The 19,690-nt window shown below is 71.2% G+C and carries 20 protein-coding genes; 4 read left to right on the plus strand and 16 right to left on the minus strand.

Translation table 11 applies throughout. The features are described from left to right. Window positions 1–227 precede the first annotated feature (227 nt). Genes CRP27_RS13745 through CRP27_RS13760 form a run of 4 tightly spaced genes read right to left on the minus strand, consistent with a single transcriptional unit; the run spans window position 228 to window position 4,355 of the window. Window positions 228–1,055, minus strand: a complete 828-nt coding sequence (locus tag CRP27_RS13745; RefSeq protein ID WP_255257592.1) for an ABC transporter ATP-binding protein — start codon at window positions 1,053–1,055, stop codon at window positions 228–230. Beyond that, window positions 1,052–1,939 carry an ABC transporter ATP-binding protein gene (locus tag CRP27_RS13750; protein WP_097181224.1) on the minus strand — a complete coding sequence of 296 codons (888 nt, stop codon included), beginning with the start codon at window positions 1,937–1,939 and terminating at the stop codon, window positions 1,052–1,054. Before CRP27_RS13750 ends, CRP27_RS13745 begins: the two co-directional genes overlap by 4 nt. After that, window positions 1,932–2,918, minus strand: coding sequence for a branched-chain amino acid ABC transporter permease (locus CRP27_RS13755; protein ID WP_097181225.1), 987 nt, complete (start codon window positions 2,916–2,918; stop codon window positions 1,932–1,934). The genes CRP27_RS13750 and CRP27_RS13755 overlap by 8 nt, the downstream gene beginning before the upstream one ends. A 12-nt stretch (window positions 2,919–2,930) precedes the next feature. After that, window positions 2,931–4,355 carry a branched-chain amino acid ABC transporter permease gene (locus CRP27_RS13760; RefSeq protein ID WP_255257593.1) on the minus strand — a complete coding sequence of 475 codons (1,425 nt, stop codon included), beginning with the start codon at window positions 4,353–4,355 and terminating at the stop codon, window positions 2,931–2,933. A gap of 277 nt (window positions 4,356–4,632) precedes the next feature. Between CRP27_RS13760 and guaB the strand changes: the two genes are divergently transcribed. The 3 genes from guaB to CRP27_RS13775 all read left to right on the plus strand — a co-directional run bounded on the left by guaB (window position 4,633) and on the right by CRP27_RS13775 (window position 8,947). Further along, entirely contained in the window at window positions 4,633–6,135 is a 1,503-nt protein-coding gene (gene guaB, locus CRP27_RS13765) for an IMP dehydrogenase (protein WP_079237343.1), read from the plus strand. Between the two features lie 294 nt (window positions 6,136–6,429). Then, the gene (locus CRP27_RS13770; RefSeq protein ID WP_097181227.1) at window positions 6,430–7,329 is read left to right on the plus strand and encodes a hypothetical protein; all 900 of its coding nucleotides are present in this window, start codon (window positions 6,430–6,432) and stop codon (window positions 7,327–7,329) included. Window positions 7,330–7,615: 286 nt separating this feature from the next. Beyond that, window positions 7,616–8,947 carry an ABC transporter substrate-binding protein gene (locus CRP27_RS13775; RefSeq protein ID WP_079237344.1) on the plus strand — a complete coding sequence of 444 codons (1,332 nt, stop codon included), beginning with the start codon at window positions 7,616–7,618 and terminating at the stop codon, window positions 8,945–8,947. Between the two features lie 154 nt (window positions 8,948–9,101). Here the strand turns inward: CRP27_RS13775 and rarD are convergent, their stop codons facing one another. Next, window positions 9,102–10,064 carry an EamA family transporter RarD gene (gene rarD / locus CRP27_RS13780; RefSeq protein ID WP_176505608.1) on the minus strand — a complete coding sequence of 321 codons (963 nt, stop codon included), beginning with the start codon at window positions 10,062–10,064 and terminating at the stop codon, window positions 9,102–9,104. A 197-nt stretch (window positions 10,065–10,261) separates the two neighbouring features. After that, a complete protein-coding gene (groES, locus tag CRP27_RS13785; RefSeq protein WP_071292506.1) occupies window positions 10,262–10,558 on the minus strand; it encodes a co-chaperone GroES in 297 nt (98 codons plus the stop codon). A 163-nt stretch (window positions 10,559–10,721) separates the two neighbouring features. On the opposite strand from groES, the gene CRP27_RS13790 reads away from it, so the two are divergent. Further along, window positions 10,722–11,924 carry an SAM-dependent methyltransferase gene (locus CRP27_RS13790; RefSeq protein WP_097181228.1) on the plus strand — a complete coding sequence of 401 codons (1,203 nt, stop codon included), beginning with the start codon at window positions 10,722–10,724 and terminating at the stop codon, window positions 11,922–11,924. Between the two features lie 131 nt (window positions 11,925–12,055). Here CRP27_RS13790 and CRP27_RS13795 read toward each other — a convergent pair whose 3' ends face one another. The 10 genes from CRP27_RS13795 to CRP27_RS13840 all read right to left on the minus strand — a co-directional run bounded on the left by CRP27_RS13795 (window position 12,056) and on the right by CRP27_RS13840 (window position 19,688). Next, window positions 12,056–12,769, minus strand: coding sequence for a DUF4190 domain-containing protein (locus CRP27_RS13795; protein WP_176505609.1), 714 nt, complete (start codon window positions 12,767–12,769; stop codon window positions 12,056–12,058). A 112-nt stretch (window positions 12,770–12,881) separates the two neighbouring features. After that, window positions 12,882–13,937, minus strand: a complete 1,056-nt coding sequence (gene tsaD, locus CRP27_RS13800; protein ID WP_097181230.1) for a tRNA (adenosine(37)-N6)-threonylcarbamoyltransferase complex transferase subunit TsaD — start codon at window positions 13,935–13,937, stop codon at window positions 12,882–12,884. Continuing rightward, window positions 13,924–14,466, minus strand: a complete 543-nt coding sequence (gene rimI, locus CRP27_RS13805) for a ribosomal protein S18-alanine N-acetyltransferase (protein WP_255257594.1) — start codon at window positions 14,464–14,466, stop codon at window positions 13,924–13,926. Before rimI ends, tsaD begins: the two co-directional genes overlap by 14 nt. Further along, complete coding sequence (tsaB, locus tag CRP27_RS13810; RefSeq protein WP_097181231.1) at window positions 14,463–15,098, minus strand: tRNA (adenosine(37)-N6)-threonylcarbamoyltransferase complex dimerization subunit type 1 TsaB; 636 nt, start codon at window positions 15,096–15,098, stop codon at window positions 14,463–14,465. The genes rimI and tsaB overlap by 4 nt, the downstream gene beginning before the upstream one ends. 76 nt (window positions 15,099–15,174) lie before the next feature. Continuing rightward, window positions 15,175–15,867 (minus strand): hypothetical protein, encoded by a 693-nt coding sequence (locus tag CRP27_RS18015; RefSeq protein WP_097181232.1) that lies wholly within the window; start codon window positions 15,865–15,867, stop codon window positions 15,175–15,177. Beyond that, window positions 15,864–16,457 carry an RNA polymerase sigma factor gene (locus tag CRP27_RS13820; RefSeq protein WP_255257595.1) on the minus strand — a complete coding sequence of 198 codons (594 nt, stop codon included), beginning with the start codon at window positions 16,455–16,457 and terminating at the stop codon, window positions 15,864–15,866. The genes CRP27_RS18015 and CRP27_RS13820 overlap by 4 nt, the downstream gene beginning before the upstream one ends. An 87-nt stretch (window positions 16,458–16,544) precedes the next feature. Next, entirely contained in the window at window positions 16,545–17,054 is a 510-nt protein-coding gene (gene tsaE, locus CRP27_RS13825) for a tRNA (adenosine(37)-N6)-threonylcarbamoyltransferase complex ATPase subunit type 1 TsaE (protein WP_097181234.1), read from the minus strand. Continuing rightward, window positions 17,051–18,211, minus strand: coding sequence for an alanine racemase (gene alr / locus CRP27_RS13830; protein WP_176505610.1), 1,161 nt, complete (start codon window positions 18,209–18,211; stop codon window positions 17,051–17,053). Before alr (CRP27_RS13830) ends, tsaE begins: the two co-directional genes overlap by 4 nt. Continuing rightward, entirely contained in the window at window positions 18,208–19,311 is a 1,104-nt protein-coding gene (gene alr / locus CRP27_RS13835) for an alanine racemase (RefSeq protein WP_097181235.1), read from the minus strand. The genes alr (CRP27_RS13830) and alr (CRP27_RS13835) overlap by 4 nt, the downstream gene beginning before the upstream one ends. After that, window positions 19,308–19,688: a holo-ACP synthase gene (locus CRP27_RS13840; protein WP_097181236.1), complete on the minus strand. Its 381-nt coding sequence runs from the start codon at window positions 19,686–19,688 to the stop codon at window positions 19,308–19,310. Before CRP27_RS13840 ends, alr (CRP27_RS13835) begins: the two co-directional genes overlap by 4 nt. Window positions 19,689–19,690 lie beyond the last annotated feature (2 nt).

Below are 19,690 nucleotides of genomic sequence, written 5' to 3' on the forward strand. Positions count from 1 at the left end.
CCGGTGTCTCGACGCGTTCGCGGCGTCTGCGTCCCGCGAGACGCCGTCGCCACGTGGGAGGAGGGCCGTGCGGCGCATCAGCGACTTCGCACGACCCTCCTCGGTGCGGATGCCGCCCCCACAGCGACACCCGCGGTCGACCCGCCCGCACAGCGAGCAGGGTCGACGTCTGCGGTCGACCCGCCCGCACAGCGAGCAAGTCGACGTCTGCGGCCGACTCCGACCGCTCAGCGAGCGGAGTCGACGTCCTTGGCGAGCGTCCCCAGGTACAGCTCGATGACCTTCGGATCGTCGGCGAGCTCCTTCCCGGTGCCCGAGTACGCGTTCTTCCCCTGGTCGAGCACGTACCCACGATCGCAGATCTGCAGACAGCGTCGCGCGTTCTGCTCCACCATGACGATCGACACACCGGCCTTGTTGATCCGGCGTGTACGGATGAACGTCTCGTCCTGGCGGACCGGCGACAACCCGGCGGAGGGCTCGTCGAGCAGCAGCACCTTCGGGTCCATCATCAGCGCCCGCGCCATCGCCACGGACTGCCGCTCGCCGCCGGACAGCGATCCGGCACGCTGGCCCTTGCGCCGACCGAGGACGGGGAACAGGTCGTAGATGACCTCGAGGCGTTCGGCGAACTTCCGGGGCCGGAGATAGAGCCCCATCTGCAGGTTCTCCTCGATCGACAGCGAGGGGAAGACGTTGTTCGTCTGCGGGACGAAGCCGACGCCGGCCTGCACGAGCTTGTTCGCCTTGAGGTTCGTGATGTCCTCGCCCTGCAGCGTGACGGAACCCTCGCGGATGGACACGAGGCCGAACAGCGCCTTGAGGAGCGTCGACTTCCCGGCGCCGTTCGGGCCGATGATGCCGATGAGCTCGCCCGGGTAGCAGTCGAGGTCGCAGCCGTTGAGGATGTTCACCCCCGGCAGGTAGCCGGCGACGAGGTTCTTCGCGCTGAGCACGGGCTCGCGTTCCAGCGTGGCCGTGCCGGCTCCCGTCGCCGGGGTCGCATCCGGACTGGAGGCACTGCTCGCGTTCGTGGGGTCGCTTGCGTCGGTCATCGGGTCGCCTCCTGCTCGTCTTCTTCCGCTACTTCCTCGGCGAGCTCCTCGTAGGTCTCCTCGGTGAGGAGCGAGTCGTCGCCCAGGTCCGTGTCGTGGTGGGCCCCGAGGTACGCGTCGATGACGGCCCGGTCGTCCATCACGGTGTCGGCTGGTCCCTCCGCCACGACCTTCCCCTCGGCCATCACGACGACCCAGTCCGAGATGTGCCGGACCATGTGCATGTCGTGCTCGACGAACAGGACGGTCATGCCGTCGTCGCGGAGGGACTGGATGTGGCCGAGCAGCGACTGGGTGAGCGCGGGGTTCACGCCGGCCATCGGCTCGTCGAGCATGATCATCGTCGGGTCGGACATGAGCGCCCGGGCCATCTCGAGGAGCTTGCGCTGCCCGCCGCTCAGGGATCCCGCGTAGTCGTCCGCCTTCGTGTCGAGCTTGAAGCGGGCGAGGAGTTCCTCGGCCTTCGCCGTGATCTCCCGTTCGCGCTTCGCCCACACCGGCTTGACCAGGGCGGCGAAGAAGTTCTCGCCCGGCTGGTCGCGGGCGCCGAGCAGCATGTTCTGCATCACCGTCAGCCGGCTGAGCGCCTTGGTGAGCTGGAACGTGCGGACCATGCCGCGGTTCGCGATGTGCGTCGCGCTGGTCTTCTGCAGGGTGGCCCCGTCGAAGCGGGTGACGGCGCCGGCGCTCGGCTTGTCGAACCCGGTGAGCAGGTTGAAGAACGTCGTCTTGCCGGCGCCGTTCGGACCGATGAGGGCCGTGATGGACCCGCGCTGGACCTCGAGGTGGTCGACGTCCACCGCCGTCATCCCGCCGAAGTGCCGGGTGACGGTGTCGACGGTGAGGATCGGGTCGGACTTGGGGTGGGCGTACGTCTCAGACACTGAACGTCAGCTCCTTCTTGTTGCCGAGGAGGCCCTGTGGACGGAACACGATGAGGAGCATGAGCGCGACGCCGACGAGCACGTAGGAGAACTGCTCCGCCTGCTGGGCGTTCATGATCGAGTTGGGGATGAAGTCGCCGGCCACCGTGCGGATGAAGAGCCGGACGACGAAGAAGAGCACGGCGCCGAGCACCGGACCGAACACCGTCGCAGCGCCGCCCAGGATGAGCGCCGTCCAGATGAAGAACGTCATCGAGCGGCCCATCGCGTCCGGCTGCACCGAACTCGGCAGGACGTAGATGATCCCGGCGAGCGCCCCGAGCGCGCCGCCGAACACGAGCGCCTGCATCTTGTACGAGTAGACGTTCTTGCCGAGGGAGCGAACGGCGTCCTCGTCCTCACGGATGGCCTTCACGACGCGACCCCAGGGGCTGCGCATGAGCAGGAAGAGCACGAGGGTGAACAGGGCGACGAGGCCCCACGCCGCGATCCGGATCCACCAGCCGTTGACGCCGTTGTTCGAGTACGTGAACCAGAGGATCGTCGTGGTGCCGTCGGGCAGCGGGCTGAGGGCGTTGAACGGGTCGCGGTAGCTCGACCCGGTGATGCCGTTCGAGCCGCCGGTCGTCGTGGTGAGCAGGCTCGAGCGTCCCACCATCCGGATGATCTCGGCACCGGAGATCGTCACGATCGCCAGGTAGTCGCCGCGGAGCCGCAGCGTCGGGATGCCGAGGATGATCGCGAACACGATCGACACGAGCAGCGCCACCAGGATCGCCATCACGAACGGCAACCCGTTCGTGATGGAGATCGCGAACCCGTACGCGCCGAGCAGCAGGAACGCCGCCTGGCCCATGTTCACGAGTCCGGTGAGCCCGAAGTGGACGTTGAGACCGATCGCGGCAAGGGCGAACGCGGCCGTGGTCGGGGCGAGTGCCTCCTGGGTGAGGGAGGACAGCAGGTTGAGGATGTAGTCCATGGCGGCGCTCCCTTAGCCGATCCGCTCGGCGCGGCCGAAGATGCCCTGCGGCCGGAACAGCAGGATGAGGATGAGGATGACGAGGGCGGTGGCGTACTTGAAGTCACCGGGGAGCACCAGGTTGGTCAGCTCGACGACGATGCCGATGATCATCGACCCGACGAGCGCACCGTAGGCGGTGCCCAGACCGCCGAGGGTGACCGAGGCGAACATCAGCAGGAGCAGCTGGAGACCGGTCTGCCAGTTCACGCCGTTGAGGACGAGCCCGAGCATCACGCCGGACAGCCCCGCGAGGCCGGCGGCGAGCGTCCACACGAACCGGATGACCCGGTCGACGTCGATCCCCGACGCACTCGCCAGGGCCGGGTTGTCCGACACCGCCCGGGTCGCACGGCCGAACCGGGTCTTCGCCAGGAACAGGCCGGTGGCGACGAGCACGACGAGCGCGATCGCCATCGCCACGTAGGACTGCACGGTCAGCGTGACGCCGGCGAACCGGATCGTCTCCGGGTTGCCCTGCTGGATCCGGACCGTCGAGGCGCCGAAGAAGTACTGGAACGCGTACTGGGCGGCGATCGAGAGACCGATCGTCACGATCATGAGCTGGGTGAGGCTGATCCGCTTGCGCCGGAGCGGCCGCCAGATGCCGGCGTCCTGCAGGTACCCGGTCGCCGCGCACAGCAGCGTGACGACGATCCCGGTGAGCCAGATGTTCCACCCGAGCTGGTTCGCGAACAGGTAGGCGAGGAGCCCGCCGAGGGTCACCTGCTCACCGTGCGAGAAGCTCGACAGCCCCGTGGTGCCGTAGATGAGCGAGAGGCCCACCGATGCCAGGGCGATGAGGAGCCCGAGCCGGATGCCGGACGCGAACTGCTGCCAGGCGCGCTGCGGCGTGACGCTCGTGGCGTCGTCGTTCGTGACGACGCCCTGCTGGTCGGACAGCTGGAAGATCTGGCCGACGTTCGCGTTCAGGCTCGCGCTGACCGTGCGCTTCGCGTCCGCCGCGTTCGTCAGGTACTGGCCCTTCGGCAGCGTGTCCTGGTCGACGGCGACGGTGTAGCTGCCCGCGGTCGTCACGCTCACGGACCACCGGCCGGTGTCCGAGGTGGTCGCGGTCTGCGCGAACCCGCCCGGCCCGGTGACGTCGACGGCGACGCCCTCGACCGACTTCCGGTCGGAGTCGGTGATCGTGCCCTGGATGCAGCCGTTCGTCGGACTGACCGTGCACGGTTGGCCGGTGGCGGGTGCGGTGCTCGCCGAGGCGCTCGCGGTCGGGGCCGAGGTGGCGCCGACCGCCGGCAGCGTCACCGCCCAGTCGATCAGGAAGGTCGCCAGGAACGCAGCGAGGAGCACGGCCATGATGACCGGTCGCCCACGCCCCGGGCGGAGGCGGAACCGGCGCAGCTGCGCCGGTCCCGGAGGAGTGATGGATCCCACGGAAGAGCCTCTCGTTCGGATGTCGAGTGACGCTATGGGGATTGTGTGACACCCGTGTTTCCATCACGTTCCCTGTGTGATTCGTGCCGCAACTGTGACGTTGTGGAGGAAGGACCACGGAGGCCGGACCGCCGGGGCCGCACCGTGCCTCCAGGCTGTCCACAGGTGCCCGCACGACGGAATGCGGAAGAGCGCGTGCGCGTTACCATGGTCTATCCGGAACCCGCCGCAGCGTTCCCGGTGTCTCGACACTTCACCTCGCCCACGAAGGGGACCCATGGACCAGCCGGATCCGTTCGGATTCATCGGACTCACGTACGACGACGTCATGCTCCTGCCGGGGTACACCGACGTCATCCCGAGCGAGGCGTCGACCGCGTCCCGGCTCACCAAGCGCATCACGGTCAACGTCCCGCTGCTCTCCGCGGCGATGGACACCGTCACCGAAGCCCGCATGGCCATCGCCATGGCGCGCCAGGGTGGCATCGGGATCCTGCACCGCAACATGTCGATCGCCGACCAGGCCGCAGCGGTCGACAAGGTCAAGCGCTCCGAGTCGGGCATGATCACCAACCCGGTGACCACCACACCGGACGCCACCGTGGCCGAGGTCGACGCGCTCTGCGGACAGTTCCGCGTCTCCGGCCTGCCGGTGGTCGAGGGCGACGGCACCCTCGTCGGCATCATCACCAACCGCGACATGCGCTTCGTGGCGCCGTTCGAGCAGCAGACCACGCTCGTGCGCGACGTCATGACGAAGGCCCCGCTCGTGACGGCCCCGGTCGGCATCGACCCGGACGACGCCGTCGCGATCTTCGCGGAGCACAAGATCGAGAAGCTCCCGCTGGTCGACGAGGCCGGCAAGCTCCGCGGCCTCATCACCGTCAAGGACTTCGACAAGAGCGAGAAGTACCCGGACGCCACCAAGGACGACGCCGGCCGCCTGCGGGTCGGTGCTGCGATCGGCTTCTTCGGTGACGCCTGGCAGCGCGCGACCGCCCTGCTCGAGGCCGGTGTGGACGTCCTCGTGGTCGACACCGCGAACGGCCACAGCGCCGGCGTGCTCGACATGGTCCGGCGACTCAAGGCCGACCCGGCGTTCGCCGCGGTCGACATCATCGGTGGCCAGGCAGCCACGCGTGAGGGCGCCCAGGCGCTCATCGACGCCGGTGTGGACGCCGTCAAGGTCGGCGTCGGCCCCGGCTCGATCTGCACCACCCGCGTCGTCGCCGGTGTGGGCGTCCCGCAGGTCACCGCCGTGTACGAGGCCTCCCTCGCCGCGCGTGAGGCCGGCGTGCCGGTCATCGCCGACGGCGGGCTGCAGTACTCGGGCGACATCGCCAAGGCCCTCGTCGCCGGTGCCGACACCGTGATGCTCGGCTCGCTCCTCGCCGGCACGGACGAGTCCCCCGGCGACCTGGTCTTCGTCAACGGGAAGCAGTTCAAGGCGTACCGCGGGATGGGCTCCCTCGGCGCACTGCAGACCCGTGGGAAGAAGACCTCGTACTCGAAGGACCGGTACTTCCAGGCCGACGTCCCCTCGGACGACAAGCTCGTCCCCGAGGGCATCGAGGGCCAGGTGCCGTACCGCGGCTCGGTCTCGAACGTCGTCTACCAGCTCGTCGGCGGCCTGCGGCAGTCCATGTTCTACGTCGGCGGTCGGACGATCCCGGAGCTCAAGGCCCGTGGCAAGTTCGTCCGGATCACCCCGGCGGGGCTGAAGGAGTCGCACCCGCACGACGTGCAGATGGTCGTCGAGGCGCCGAACTACAGCCGCTAGGGTTCCGCCCGTCGCGCCGCGCGGCGTCTCGTCTCAGTGAGACGAGACGCCGCGTTCGCGTCGAGACGCCGCCTGACGCGCGAGACACCGCCGGATCCCGCGGTGTCTCGTGGGTCCGGCGGCGTTTCACTTGGTCGGGGGCGTCTCGTACCGCGCGGTGTCTCGCGTCGTCGGCGGTGTCTCGGCTGGGACGCGACGTCTCGCCAGTCCTCCACACCGCAGACGGCCTGGAGGCTCTCCACAGTCCGCCCCGAGGCGCACGTCGCCGCCGCTCGGGTCGGCAACGCTCGGCGCATGCACTCGATCGACCGCGCCGTGCTCGTCCGACCAGCAGGGTCCCTGCGCGACCCCGTCCGCCTGTTCCCCGGCAGTGCCGTCGAGCGATCGGACTGGCTCGCGCTGACCCCGGTCGAGCGCCGACGCCTGGTCGTTCGTGCCCGCACGGACGCCGTCGGGATCGACGTCGACGGCGTCGTGTCCCACCGGTCGGCCGCGGCACTCTGGGGCCTGCCCGACTTCGACCGCGATGACGGCCGGCTGCACCTCATCGACGTCCGGCGGCAGAAGACGCACTGCGGGCCGGGCGTCGTGCGGCACGTCGGTACCCTCCGGCGGGACGACGTCGTGCGATTGGACGGAATCACGGTCACGTCGCTGCTCCGCACGGTCGTGGACGTGATCCGATCGGTCTCGTTCGTGCACGCGGTCATCGTGCTCGACCACGTGCTGCGCCTCGGCCGGCTGACGAAGCCGCAGCTGCTCGACGCGCTCGCACCGCTGCGTGGCCTCCGTGGCAGCAGCCGGGCGATCGACGCCGTCCGGTTCGCCGACCCGCTCGCCGAGTCCCCTGGCGAGTCGGCGAGTCGGGTCCAGGTCCGGGAGCTCCGGTTGCCGACCCCGGTCCTGCAACACGAGTTCGACACTCCGAACGGGCAGTACCGGGTCGACTTCTGGTGGCCGGAGCACGGGATCGTCGGCGAGTTCGACGGGCGTGTGCAGTACGACGACGCGGAGACGCTCTGGCGCGAGAAGCTCCGCGAGGATGCACTCCGCCGGCACGCTTCGGTCCACGGAGTCGCTCGGTGGACGATGTCCGAAGCGGTCGATCCCGCGAAGCTCGCCACCGTCCTCATCGCCGCTGGGCTCCCGGTCCTCCGCGCTGCGCCCCGTCGCCTGCCCGCGCCTCGGGGATGATGCGGTGTTCCGCTGGAGCGAGACACCGGCGCTCGACCGAGACACCGCGCCCCCACCGAGACGCCGCCAAATCCCGCGGAGTCTCAGGGATCGGGCGGTGTCTCGCGCGCCGAGGGGCGTCTCGCCGCCACGGCTGCCGGGGCCGAAGCGCCGCACACTCCGCGTCACGGCTGGGTAACGAAACACTTTGCGTACCGCCCCGTCACGCGGCTGAAACACCGTGACCCTACGTTCTCTCACATCCCCAGCGGGACCTGAGGTTCCGCGCAGAGAAAGGGCTCCACGGATGATCAGAACCACCCGTGCCACCACGGCACTGGCAGTGGCGGGAGCGGCGGCGCTCCTGCTCGCCGCCTGTTCCACCAGCGGCAGCGCGTCCCCGTCCAACTCCGCGTCCAGCGGCGCGAAGAAGGACCCCGCCGCGAGCTGCAAGGCCCCCGACACCCCCGGCACCGACGCCCTGAAGATCGGCACGATCCTCCCGCTCACCGGTTCGCTGGCGTACCTCAACCCGCCCGCGGAGTCCGGCGTCGGGCTCGCCGTGCAGGACATCAACGCCGCCGGCGGTGTGCTCGACAAGGACGTCACGATCGACCCCGCCACCGACTCCGGTGACAGCAACGACATGACCGTGTCGAGCTCGGCCGCGACGAAGCTCGTGAACGCGAAGGTCCCGGTGGCGATCGGCGCCGAGTCCTCCAGCGTCACGCTGAACGTCATCGACCAGCTCACGAGCAACTGCATCGTGGAGATCTCCCCGGCCAACACCGCGTCCGACCTGTCGGGCTACTCGTCGTACTACTACCGGACCGCTCCGCCGGACTCGGTGCAGGGTTCGGCGCTCGGCCAGCTCGTCACGGGTGACGGCAACGCCAAGGTCGCGTTCCTCGTCTTCAACGACACGTACGGCACCGGCCTCCGCAACACCGTCCAGAAGGCCATCGAGGACTCCGGCGGATCGGTCGTCTACGGCGGCAAGGGCAAGGGCCAGGAGTTCCCGCCCGGCCAGACGACGTTCTCCTCCGAGGTCACCGCGGCACTCGCGACCAAGCCCGACGCGATCGTCATCCTGGCGTTCGACGAGACGAAGTCGATCATCCCCGAGCTGAAGTCCCAGGCCGCCGACATGTCGAAGATCTACATGTCCGACGGCAACACGGCGGACTACTCGAAGGACTTCGACAAGGGCACGCTGACCGGCGCACAGGGCACGATCCCCGGTGCTTCGCCGAAGGACGAGTTCAAGGCGCAGCTCGCGGCGTACTACAAGAAGTCCTCGGGCAAGGACCTCGCCGACTACTCGTACGCGGCGGAGTCCTACGACGCCACCGTCCTGGCCGCCCTCGCCGCGGTGAAGGGCAAGGGCACGGACTCCGGAACCATCCAGGCCAACATGGCCGCGGTGTCCGGAGCCGACGGTGGCACCGAGTGCTCGACGTTCAAGGACTGCGTCGCCCTGCTCGACAAGGGTGAGGACATCCACTACACGGGTCCGTCGGGCATCGGTCCGTTCGACGACAACAACGACCCGTCGAGCGCCTACATCGGCATCTACAAGTTCGACGGCGACAACAAGCCCGTCTACCAGAGCGCGATCCAGGGCTCAGTCAAGAAGTAACACGCACCACCCGTCCCACACTGGGCCCGAGTCTCGGCTTCACGAAGCCGAGACTCGGGCCCGGCGACGTTTCTCGGGCTTCGAAGCGTGAGACGTGTCGCTCACGCCGAGACTCGGGTCACGGTCCACGGCCTGGAGGCGCGGTGCGGGGCCGTCAGGCCGTGCCGGCCACCGCGGGTGCGAGCGTCCGGCGGCGGGCCGCCCGCGCGGCGGCGAACGAGTCGACCGTCAGGATGACCAGGGCCAGCCAGACGATCCCGAAGCCGAACCAGCGGGCGCCGGACATCGGCTCGTGCTGCACGACGACACCGACGAGCAGCTGCATGATCGGCGCGAGGTACTGCGTCAGCCCCAGCGTCGACAGGCTCACCCGACGGGCGGACGACGCGAACAGCAGGAGCGGCACGGCCGTCGCCGGCCCGGTCAACACCGTCACGAGGACGTGCTCCCAGCCCTCGCTCGTGAACGTCACCCCGCCGCCGAGGCCCGTCACCCCGAGCACCACGAGTGCGACGACCGCGATCGGCAGCAGCCACACGGTCTCGATCGTCAGCCCGGAGAGCGCGTCCACCGTGCCGCCGACGCGCTTCTTGACGAGCCCGTAGAGCCCGAACGAGAACGCCAGCGCGAGCGAGATCCACGGCATCCGTCCGTAGCCCACCGCGATGACGACGACCGCCACGACGCTGATGCCGACGGCCGTCCACTGCAGCGGACGGAGGCGTTCGCGGAGCACGACCACGCCGAGCGCGATCGTGACGAGCGGGTTGATGAAGTAGCCGAGCGCGGCCTCGACCGTGTGGCCGGTGGTCGTCGCCGCCACGTACACGGTCCAGTTCACCAGGATGAGCACGGCCGCGAGGCCCATCACGAGCATCACCCGACGCTGGGCCATCAGGGAGCGGGTCCGGAGCCACGACCGGGTCACGGCGATCGCCACGGCGCAGAAGACCAGGCCGAAGACGACCCGCCAGGCGACGATCTCGAACGCGCCGGCCGGTGCCATCGCGGCGAAGAGCAGGGGCATGAGACCCCAGAGGCCGTACGCGATGATCGCCTGCACGACGCCGACGGATGCCTCGCTGCGGACCGGGCGCGCCGGGGTCGGTTCACTCACGGAACCATCCTAGGAACCGGCACCGACGCTGCGGACGGACACCGCGCCTCTCCCCATCGGCACGGCCGCCACGCCGCTGGCGCGTCGCGTCGGAACCGGCGACGTGGGCCCAGGCCGCCGAAACGCAACCACGCACCGGACGCACGAACGCCCCGCCGGCCGGAGCCGAACGGGGCGTTCGCAGCAGAGAACGAGTCTCAGTGCTCGATGACCGCGAGGACGTCGCGGGCCGAGAGGACGAGGAGGTCCTCGCCCGAGTACTTGACCTCGGTGCCGCCGTACTTCGAGTAGATGACCTTGTCACCCACGGCGACGTCGAGCGGGACGCGGTTGCCGTTGTCGTCGATACGACCCGGTCCGACGGCGACGACCTCGCCCTCCTGGGGCTTCTCCTTCGCGGTGTCCGGGATGACCAGACCGGAAGCAGTGGTCTGCTCCGCCTCGACCTGGCGGATGACGATGCGATCCTCGAGCGGCTTGATGCTGACGGCCACGGTGACCTCTTCTTTCTCGGTACAGACTCGGTACAGATGAAAACCGGGTTGGCACTACGCACAGGAGAGTGCCAACTGCCCCAACTCTAGGGCGTCGTTGGCACTCGGTCAATCCGAGTGCCAACGTCCGACCGGGCTCTCGGCGACCTGGGAGGATCGTCGGGTGGAAGCCGCCGATCTCGCCCAGTTGCTGACCCCCGAGGGGATGGCCCTGCTCGACCGTACCCCGGCCGTGTCCGACGGTGGTGAGATCGTCCGCGTCGTCTCCCGACTGCGGTCCGAGGGACACGATCCCGGGCTCGTTGCGGCGGTGCTGACGCAGGCCAGGCTCCGGCAGAAGGCCCGCGGGAAGTTCGGGGACTTCGCCGCCCGCATGCTCTTCACCGAGGCCGGTCTCGAACAGGCCACCCGGCTGCAGGTCGCCGCGCAGCACGCCGGGCGCTTCGCAGCGGCCGGGCTGACGCGCATCGCGGACCTCGGGTGCGGCATCGGCGGGGACGCGATGGCGATGGCCGCGCTCGACCTCGAGGTCACCGCGGTCGACCGCGACGAGGTGACCGCGGCCGTCGCGACCCACAACCTCGCGCTCTGGCCGGGTGCGCGCGTCGAACTCGGCGACGCAGCGGCGTTCGACCTGTCGCGGGTCGACGGCGTCTGGATGGACCCGGCGCGGCGGACCTCCGGGCACACGAACACGAAGCGGCTGGCCGACCCGGACGACTGGTCCCCGTCGCTCGACACCGTGTTCGCGAGCGCGACGACGACCCCGACCGGCGTGAAGCTCGGTCCGGGCGTCGACCGCGACCTGATCCCCGACACCGCCGAGGCCCAGTGGACCTCGGTCGACCGCGAGGTCGTCGAACTCGCCCTCTGGTTCGGCCCACTCGCCCGGCCCGGCATCCGCCGCGCGGCCACCGTCATCGGGTCGCACGGCATCGCGGAGCTCACGGGCGCCGCTGACGCCGAGGACGAGCCGGTCGGACCGCTCGGTGCGTACCTCTACGAGCCCGACGGCGCGGTCATCCGGGCCCGGCTCATCGGCGACCTCGCGCGATCGATCGACGGCCGGATGCTCTCCGACGGCATCGCGTACGTGACCTCGGACCGGGCGGTCTCGACACCGTTCGCGCAGGGTTTCCGGGTCGTCGACACCCTGCCGCTCGACGTGAAGCAGCTCGCCGCGCGACTGGCCGCCGACGACGTCGGCACCGTCGAGATCAAGAAGCGCGGCGTCGACGTCGACCCGGCGCAGTTCCGGAAGCGGCTGCGGCTGCGCGGACGCGGTCGCGTCACGCTCGTGCTCACCCGCCTGGAGGGACGACACACCGCGATCCTGTGCGAGCGGCTCACCGACGGGGCCGGGTAGGGCGCGGGGCGCTCCGCCCGGGTCGCGGGCGCGGCCCCGGTCGCGGTGCGAGCCGGTTCCGCACAACGCAAGTGGCCTCGAACCGCGGGATTCCGCGGTTCGAGGCCACTTTGGTCGTGCGAACGGCCGGGTCAGCCGATGAAGGCGCCCGAGTCGTAGTCGTAGTCGTAGTTGCTCGACGTGCCCGCGGCCACGCCGATGATGACGAACAGCCCGACGATCAGGATGAAGAGGCCGGTGAGCACCCAGCCGCCGATCACACCGGCGAGCGCCAGGCCCCGTCCGCCCTCACCCGACTGCTTGATCTTGCCGAGGGCGATGTGCCCCATGATCGCGCCGGCGGGGCTCGTCAGGATGATGAGCGGCCAGATGATGATGCCGCCGAAGGCGAAGACGATCGACAGGATCGCCAGCACGTTCGTCTTCGGGCGCTGCGCGTAGGGCTGGTACCCACCCGGAGCGTAGGCCGGCGCCGCGTACGGGTTCGATCCCTGCTGGGCGCCGTACGGGTTCGCGTTCGGCTGCTGCGGCGCGGCGTACGGGTTGCTCGGGGGTGCGTAGGGGTTCTGCGGAGCGGCGTAGGGGTTCTGCGGTGCGCCGTAGCCCGGCTGGCCCTGCGGGCCCGACTGCCCCGGAGCCGCGTACGGGTTGCTGGGAGCCGCGTACGGGTTCTGCGGCACCTCCGAGGAGCCCTCGGGGGCGGACGCACCGTACTGCTGCGGCTGGCCGAACTCGGGCTGCGCCGCACTCGACGGCGCGCCCTGCTCGGGAGCTGGCTGGTTCGCGGAGGCCCCACCGTCCGGCGTCGATTCGCCCGGCTTCGGCCACTGGTTCTGATCGGACACCGTCCACCCCTCTCGGCACCTCGGTCGTCGGTGCCCTGTGAATCCTCCCACACCCGTGGGACCTGGGTCCGAACGCGCGGACGGCTCGACCTGCTCGAGCGCGACCGTGCCCTCAGACCTGGACGGTCGTCACCGGCAGCGTCGAGTCCGCCGCGATGCCGAGGTCGCTCGGTGCGTGGCCCTCGGCGACGAGCCGGGCACCGACGGCCGCGATCATCGCCCCGTTGTCGGTGCAGAGGTCGAACGGCGGGATCCGGAGCGCGACCCCGGCCGCGGCGCAGCGTTCCTCGGCCACGGCACGCAACCGGGCGTTCGCCACCACGCCCCCGCCGAGCAGCAGCCGGTCGACCCCGGTGTCCCTGCAGGCGTTCAGGGCCTTCGTCAGCAGGACGTCGACCACGGCCTCCCGGAAGCTGGCGGCGACGTCGGCCACGGGGACCTCGCGCCCCTCGTCACGGCAGCGCTCGACCCACCGCGCCACGGCGGTCTTCAGGCCGGAGAACGAGAAGTCGTACCGGTGCGCGGCCATGTCCTTCGGCAGCGTGAGCCCGCGGGGGAACCGGATCGCGGTCGGGTCGCCGTCGACCGCGGCCCGGTCGATCTGCGGCCCGCCCGGGTACGGCAGGCCGAGCAGCCGGGCGACCTTGTCGAACGCCTCGCCCGCCGCGTCGTCGATCGTCTCGCCGAGGAGCTCGACGTCGCCGACGAGGTCGCGCACGAGCAGCAGGGAGGTGTGCCCGCCCGACACCAGGAGCGCCACCGTCGGCAGCTCGATCTCGGAGCCGTCCGACCGCAGGACGTCGGCGCCGACGTGTCCGACCAGGTGGTTCACACCGTACAGCGGCTTGCCCGTCGCCGCGGCGAGCGCCTTCGCGGCGCCGACCCCGACCATGAGCGCACCCGCGAGGCCCGGGCCGGCGGTGACCGCGACGGCGTCGAGCTCGTCCAGGGTGACGCCGGCCTGCTCGAGCGCGGCGGACAGCGTCGGGGTCATCGCCTCGAGGTGCGCCCGCGCGGCGACCTCGGGGACGACGCCGCCGTAGCGCGCGTGCTCGTCCATGCTCGAGGCGATGACGTTCGCGAGCAGGGTGGTCCCCCGCACGATGCCCACGCCGGTCTCGTCGCAGCTCGTCTCGATGCCGAGCACGAGGGGTTCAGCTGCGGTCATCGAGGGCCTCCTGCCCGATCGGGCCGACGGTCGACGTCGGTGACGGTGCCGCGGGTTCCAGCGCTGCCCGCATCACCCACGCGTCGACCCCGTCCGGCTGGTAGTAGCGCGGACGCACGGCGATCCGCTCGAACCCGAACGCGGTGTACATCGCCTGGGCGACGGGGTTGTCGGCGCGGACCTCGAGGAAGACCTCGTGCACGCCGCGGCGTCGGGCCTCGGCGAGGAGCTCGGTGAAGAGCACCCGGCCGATGCCCTTCCCGCGCTGCTCGGCCGCGACCGCGATGGTCTGGACGTCGGCGACGGGGTTGCCCGCGAGCGAGGACAGTCCGGCGTACCCGACGATCGTCGGGGCGCCGCCCTCGGTGGTCTCGACCACGACGTAGTACCCGTGCGGCGAGTACAGCTCGCCGGACATCTGCGACGCCGACCAGGCGTCCGTCGGGAACGACGTGTGCTCGAGCCACATGACGTCGTCGAGGTCCTGCGGGTGGGCGCGCCGCAGGCGCAGCCCGTCGGGCAGGATCACTGCTTCACCCGCTTCGGCGCGCCCGGCAGGGTCACGTCGGGGTCGCGGAGGTAGAGGGGCGTGTCCTGGGCGAAGAGCGTCCCGGAGGCGAGCCGGTCCGCGGCGAGCGCGCCGAGCCTCCAGGCCGGGATGGACGCGACGGTCACGCGGTCCCAGCCCACGGCGTCCGGCCTGGAGGCACGGATCGCCTCGTCGAGGTCGTCCGGCTTCGCGAGTCCCGGACCGGCGACGCGCGTGCCGGTCTCGTCGTAGGCGCTCCAGTAGACCTCGCGCCGGCGGGCGTCCGTCAGGACGACGAACGCACCGTCCCGACCGGACGCACGCTGGTCGGCCGCGACGGCGTCGTGGCTGACCAGCGGGAGGAACGGGACGCCGCGTGCCGCGGCGAAGGTGCGGGCGGCGGCGATGCCGACGCGGAGGCCGGTGAACGGACCAGGTCCCATGCCGGCGACGACGCCGGTCACGTCCGCTCCGGTGATGCCGGCCTCGTCGAGGACCTCGGCGAGGAACGGGCCGATCACCTCGGCGTGACGGCGGCTGTCCTCGGTGCTCCGCGTCGCGCGGGCCTGACCGGTGGCCGGGTCGACGACGGCCACGGAGGTCCCGGCGGAGGTGTCGATGGCGAGCAGCACCCGTCCATCGTAGGCGTGTCGTCGCCCTCCTCGCCCCGGGCGGGAGCGCCCCCCACGACCGCTCCCGCCCGAGGGCTCATCCCGCCGATCCGGTCACGGTGAACCGGCGCTCCGGCGACGAGCCGGAGCCCGTGCCGACGGTGGATCCGTCCGCGCTGACGAACGCTGCGCTGGCGGCGAGGCGGAACGTCAGCGTCTGCGGCGGCACGATCGACGTGGTCGTGCTCCAGCGTCCGTCCGCGCCGACGACGATCTGCGGCTGCCCCGGCTGACCGAGTTCCTCGGGCACGGTGCAGGCCGGCGGCGCGAGCGTGCAGTACTCCGTCAGGTACACGTGCGATCCGGGCGTCCCGGTGCCGGAGATCGTGATCGCGCCGCCGGGGGTGGTCGTGCCGTCGGTCGGGGTCACGATGCGCGGCACGGCGGCCATCGGCAGCGGGCTCGGCGACGGGGCGACCGCTGGCGGGGTCGAGCGGGGAGCCGCCGGTTCCTCGGTGGGGACGATCGGCGACCCCACCGGCCCGGACGACTCCGGCGCTGGGGCGCTGGTCGGGGCATCGGGGGCAGCGGCTCTCGGGCCGAAGAGCTCGGGGTGTGCGGCGGCGAGCGCGTACCCGCCGCCGCCCAGTGCGAGGAGCCCGGCCACCACGATCGCGACGACGATGCGAAGTCGACGGAGGGAGCCCCCTGTGCGGGATGCCGTGACCTCGTCGCGGAGGACCGTGCGGATCGCGGCGTCTCGCTGCGGGTCGAACCGGACGTCGTTCATCGTGCTTCCTCCTTCGACGTGAGACCGCTGAGCGGGTCGGCGCCGACCGCGGACCCGTCGAGTCGATCGGCGAGCCGGCGCTTCGCGCGGGAGAGTCGGGACTTCACAGTGCCGACGGGTACGCCCAGTGCGGCAGCGGCCGCCTCCATCGACAACTCGCCGACGACACAGAGGACCAGGACGTCGCGGTCCGGCGGACGGAGCGCAGCGAGCGCGTGCCGCACCGCCGACCGCTCCGGGCCGGAGTCGACGTCGTCGAACGCTTCCTCGGCCTCGGCGCGGACCGGGGCGAGCGAGGCGATGCGGTCCATCGCCGCACGGTGACGACGTGCCGCCCGTGCCACGTTCCGGACGACGTTGTTCGTGGTCACCAGCAGCCACGGCAGCACCGACCCGTCGACGACCCGGACGTCCGCGCGGCGCCGCCAGGCTTCGAGGAACACCAGCGCGGTGACGTCCTCCGCCTCGATCCGGGAGCGCAACAGCCGTGCGGCCTGCCCGAACACCCGGTCGCGGTGTCGTTCGTACACCTGCTCGTAGGCGCGCGGGTCACCGTTCCGCGCTGCGCGCCACAGTCCTTCGTCGTCCACCGTGTGCTTCCCCGTTCCGGTCCCTTTCCCAGTTGGTGTCCGGTCGGGGTCGATCGGTTCCATCGAGGGACGAACCGGCGCCACGAGCTAGAGCGTCACGTGCGCCCACCGCGGTCCGGTGGCGGTGACGACCACCCGGCGGGGCTCGTCGGGGACGTCGTCCGGGTCGGCGTCGTCGTCCGGAGCACCCGCGTCGGCTCCGGTCGCGCGCACGATCTCGACGTCGAGCACGCTGTCCGAGATGCCGTCGACGAAGCCGCGGCCCCACTCCACCACGACGATCGAGGCGTCCCAGTCGAGGTCGAGGTCGTCGAGCTCCAGCGGGTCGGACAGCCGGTACGCGTCGACGTGCACGAGGTCGGGTCCGGACGTCGTCGGGTGGGTGCGGGCGAGCACGAAGGTCGGGCTGGACACCTGACCACGGGCGCCGAGCGCGGCACCGAGGCCCCGGGTCAGCGTCGTCTTGCCGGCGCCGAGCGGACCCGTCAGCACGACGAGGTCCCCGGCGCGCAGGACCGCGGCGAGCCGGGCGCCGAGTGCACCCATCTCGTCCGTCGTCGCGACGGCGGTGTCGAGCAGGACGCGGGCGTCGGTCACAGCTCACCCCGGAGGTACTCCGCGACGTGCCCCTCGACGCTGTGGCCCTGGTACGCACGCGGGACACGGGAGCCGATGCGGCAGACGATCTCCTCGCCGATGGTGCCGAGCGCCTCGCCCCACTCCAGGACCGTCATCTCGTCGTGCTCCCCCGTGCCGAACAGCGTGACGGCGTCGCCGGTCCGGACGTCGTCGTCGCCGACGTCGACCAGGAACTGGTCCATCGCCACACGACCGGCGATCGGGTACCGCGTGCCGCCGATCGCGACCTCGATCCGGCCCTGGGCGAGCCGCGGCACCCCGTCGGCGTACCCGACCGGTACGAGCGCCAGGGTCGTCTCCGTGGTGGTGCGGTAGGTGTAGTCGTACGAGACGCCGGTGTCGACGGGCACCCGCTTGGTCTTCGCGACCGAGGCGGTGAGCGTCATGACGGGTTCGAGTCCCAGGTCGGCGGCGGAGACGCCGTCGGCACCGGGGATGCCGAACAGGTTCGCGCCCATCCGGACCATGTCCTTGCGGAACTCCTTGCGCTCGAGCCCGGCGAGCGACGCCGCGACGTGCTCCATCGGGATGTCGAGCCCGAGGTCGTCGGCCCGCTCGACGGCGGCGTCGAAGAGCGCCACGGCGTCGGTGTCGTCCTGGTCCGACGACTCCGCCAGGTGCGTGTACGCGGCGACGACCTCGATGCGGCCGGCCCGCTGCGCGTCCAGCGCGAGCGACACGAGCGCCGGCCAGGACTCCGGGGTCGCGCCGTCGCGGTGCAGGCCCGAGTCGAACCCGAGGTGCACGCGTGCGGGACGCTGGTCGACGGCGTCGATGACGCGCTGCAGCTCCGGCACGTTCGAGACGCCGAGGTCGACCGCCGAGTCGATCGCGTCGCGGAAGTCCAGGGCGGGGTCGTGCTGCCACGTGAAGAGGTGCACGTCCTCGCTGACACCGATCGACCGCAGGCGCAGGGCCGCCGGGACCGTGAGCACGCCGATCCACCGGATGCCGGCGTCGACCGCGGCGAGGGCGATCGGTTCGAGGCCGTGCCCGTAGGCGTCGGCCTTCATGATCGCCATGAGCTCGACGGGGTCCATCCACTCCCGGACCAGGTCGAGGTTGGCACGGTAGGCGTCGAGGTCGATCTCGGCCCGGCGCAGCGGCGCGTTCACGTCGTCCTCCGTTCCACGCTGCGGCCGACCCGGGCGACCACCTCGTAGTTGATCGTGCCGACGGCCGCAGCCCAGTCCTCGACCGCGGGGTCCCCGTTCGCCGGGTCGCCCCAGAGCACGGCCTCGTCGCCGACCTGCACGTCGGCGTCGCCGATGTCGACGTGCATCGCGTTCATCGCCACGCGACCGACCACCGGGAACGTCCGGTCGCCGATGCGGACCGAGACGCGGTTGCCGAAGTCGCGGTCGAAGCCGTCCGCGTAGCCGAGGCCGATGACCGCGAGCCTCGTGCCCGTCTCCGCACGCCAGGTGTAGCCGTAGCTGACGCCCTCGCCGGCCCGGACCGGGACCGTCCGGAGGACCGCGGCCGTCACGCGCATCGCCGGACGCAGACCGAGGTCGGCGGACGTGCGGTCCGGGAACGGGCTGAGGCCGTAGAGCGCGAGACCGACCCGGGCGACGTCGTGACGGGTCTCCGGGACGGCGAGGCCCGCGGCGCTGGCGGCGAGGTGCACCATGTCGGGCACGATGCCGTTCGCGGCGAGCCCGTCGAGCGCTCGCTGGAGTGCGGCGTCCTGGTCGAGGTCGTCCGCGCGCGAGGCGTTCGCCAGGTGCGACATGAGTCCCTCGACGCGGGTGCGGTTGCCACCGCGGGCCAGGCGCCCGGCGGTCGCGAAGAGCTCTGCCCACTCGGACTCGACCGCGCCGTTGCGGCTCAGGCCCGTGTCGACGCAGATGTGCACCGCCGGGACCTCGGAGTCAGCGGCTGCGGCGAGCTGCGACACGCTCGACACCGCCGGGGTGATGCCGTAGCGGGCCGCGCGACGGAAGTCCTCGTCGGGGGCGTGCAGCCACGCGAGGATCCGGACCCCCTCGTCGATGCCGGCCCGCCGGAGCGCGATCGCCTCGTCGATGTCCGCGACGCCGAGCCACTCGGCGCCGGCGTCCACGAAGGCCTGCGCCGCCTCGGTCGCGCCGTGCCCGTAGCCGTTGGCCTTGACGACCGCGATGACGCCCGACGGGGCCACCTGTTCGGCGACCCGACCGTAGTTGGCGATCAGGGCCTCCCTGTCGAGGGTGATGCCGGTGAACGCACTCACGCCTGTTCCCCTGTTCCTTCCAGGACCACGAACGCCGTCGCGATCCCTCCGTCGTGCGAGAGCGAGAGGTGCACCGACCCGACGCCCCGCGACGCCGCCACCAGCTGCGCCCCCTGGCGCAGGGTGAGCGACGGGTTCCGCTGGTCGTCCGAGACGACCTCGAGGTCCTGCCAGCTCAACCCCGCACTCGACCCGAAGGCCTTGATCAGGGCTTCCTTCGCCGCGAACCGAGCGGCGAGGGACGCGATCGGTCGGGGCTCCCCGTCACGGAGGAGCTCCGACGGTGTGAACAACCGCGCGCGCATCGCCGGCGTCCGGTCGAGCACCCGCTCGAACCGCTCCAGGTCGACCACGTCGACCCCGATGCCGATGATCATCG

This window comes from Curtobacterium sp. 314Chir4.1 (assembly GCF_900215175.1).
GTDB classification, from domain to species: Bacteria; Actinomycetota; Actinomycetes; order Actinomycetales; family Microbacteriaceae; genus Curtobacterium; species Curtobacterium pusillum_A.

Excerpts from the sequence above, each read along its gene's own strand:
- CRP27_RS13775 (WP_079237344.1), top strand. The coding sequence starts at position 7,616 with ATGATCAGAACCACCCGTGCCACCACGGCACTGGCAGTGGCGGGAGCG.
- CRP27_RS13840 (WP_097181236.1), bottom strand. The coding sequence starts at position 19,688 with ATGATCATCGGCATCGGGGTCGACGTGGTCGACCTGGAGCGGTTCGAG.
- CRP27_RS18015 (WP_097181232.1), bottom strand. The coding sequence starts at position 15,867 with ATGAACGACGTCCGGTTCGACCCGCAGCGAGACGCCGCGATCCGCACG.
- tsaD (WP_097181230.1), bottom strand. The coding sequence starts at position 13,937 with ATGACCGCAGCTGAACCCCTCGTGCTCGGCATCGAGACGAGCTGCGAC.
- guaB (WP_079237343.1), top strand. The coding sequence starts at position 4,633 with ATGGACCAGCCGGATCCGTTCGGATTCATCGGACTCACGTACGACGAC.
- CRP27_RS13770 (WP_097181227.1), top strand. The coding sequence starts at position 6,430 with ATGCACTCGATCGACCGCGCCGTGCTCGTCCGACCAGCAGGGTCCCTG.
- CRP27_RS13755 (WP_097181225.1), bottom strand. The coding sequence starts at position 2,918 with ATGGACTACATCCTCAACCTGCTGTCCTCCCTCACCCAGGAGGCACTC.
- CRP27_RS13745 (WP_255257592.1), bottom strand. The coding sequence starts at position 1,055 with ATGACCGACGCAAGCGACCCCACGAACGCGAGCAGTGCCTCCAGTCCG.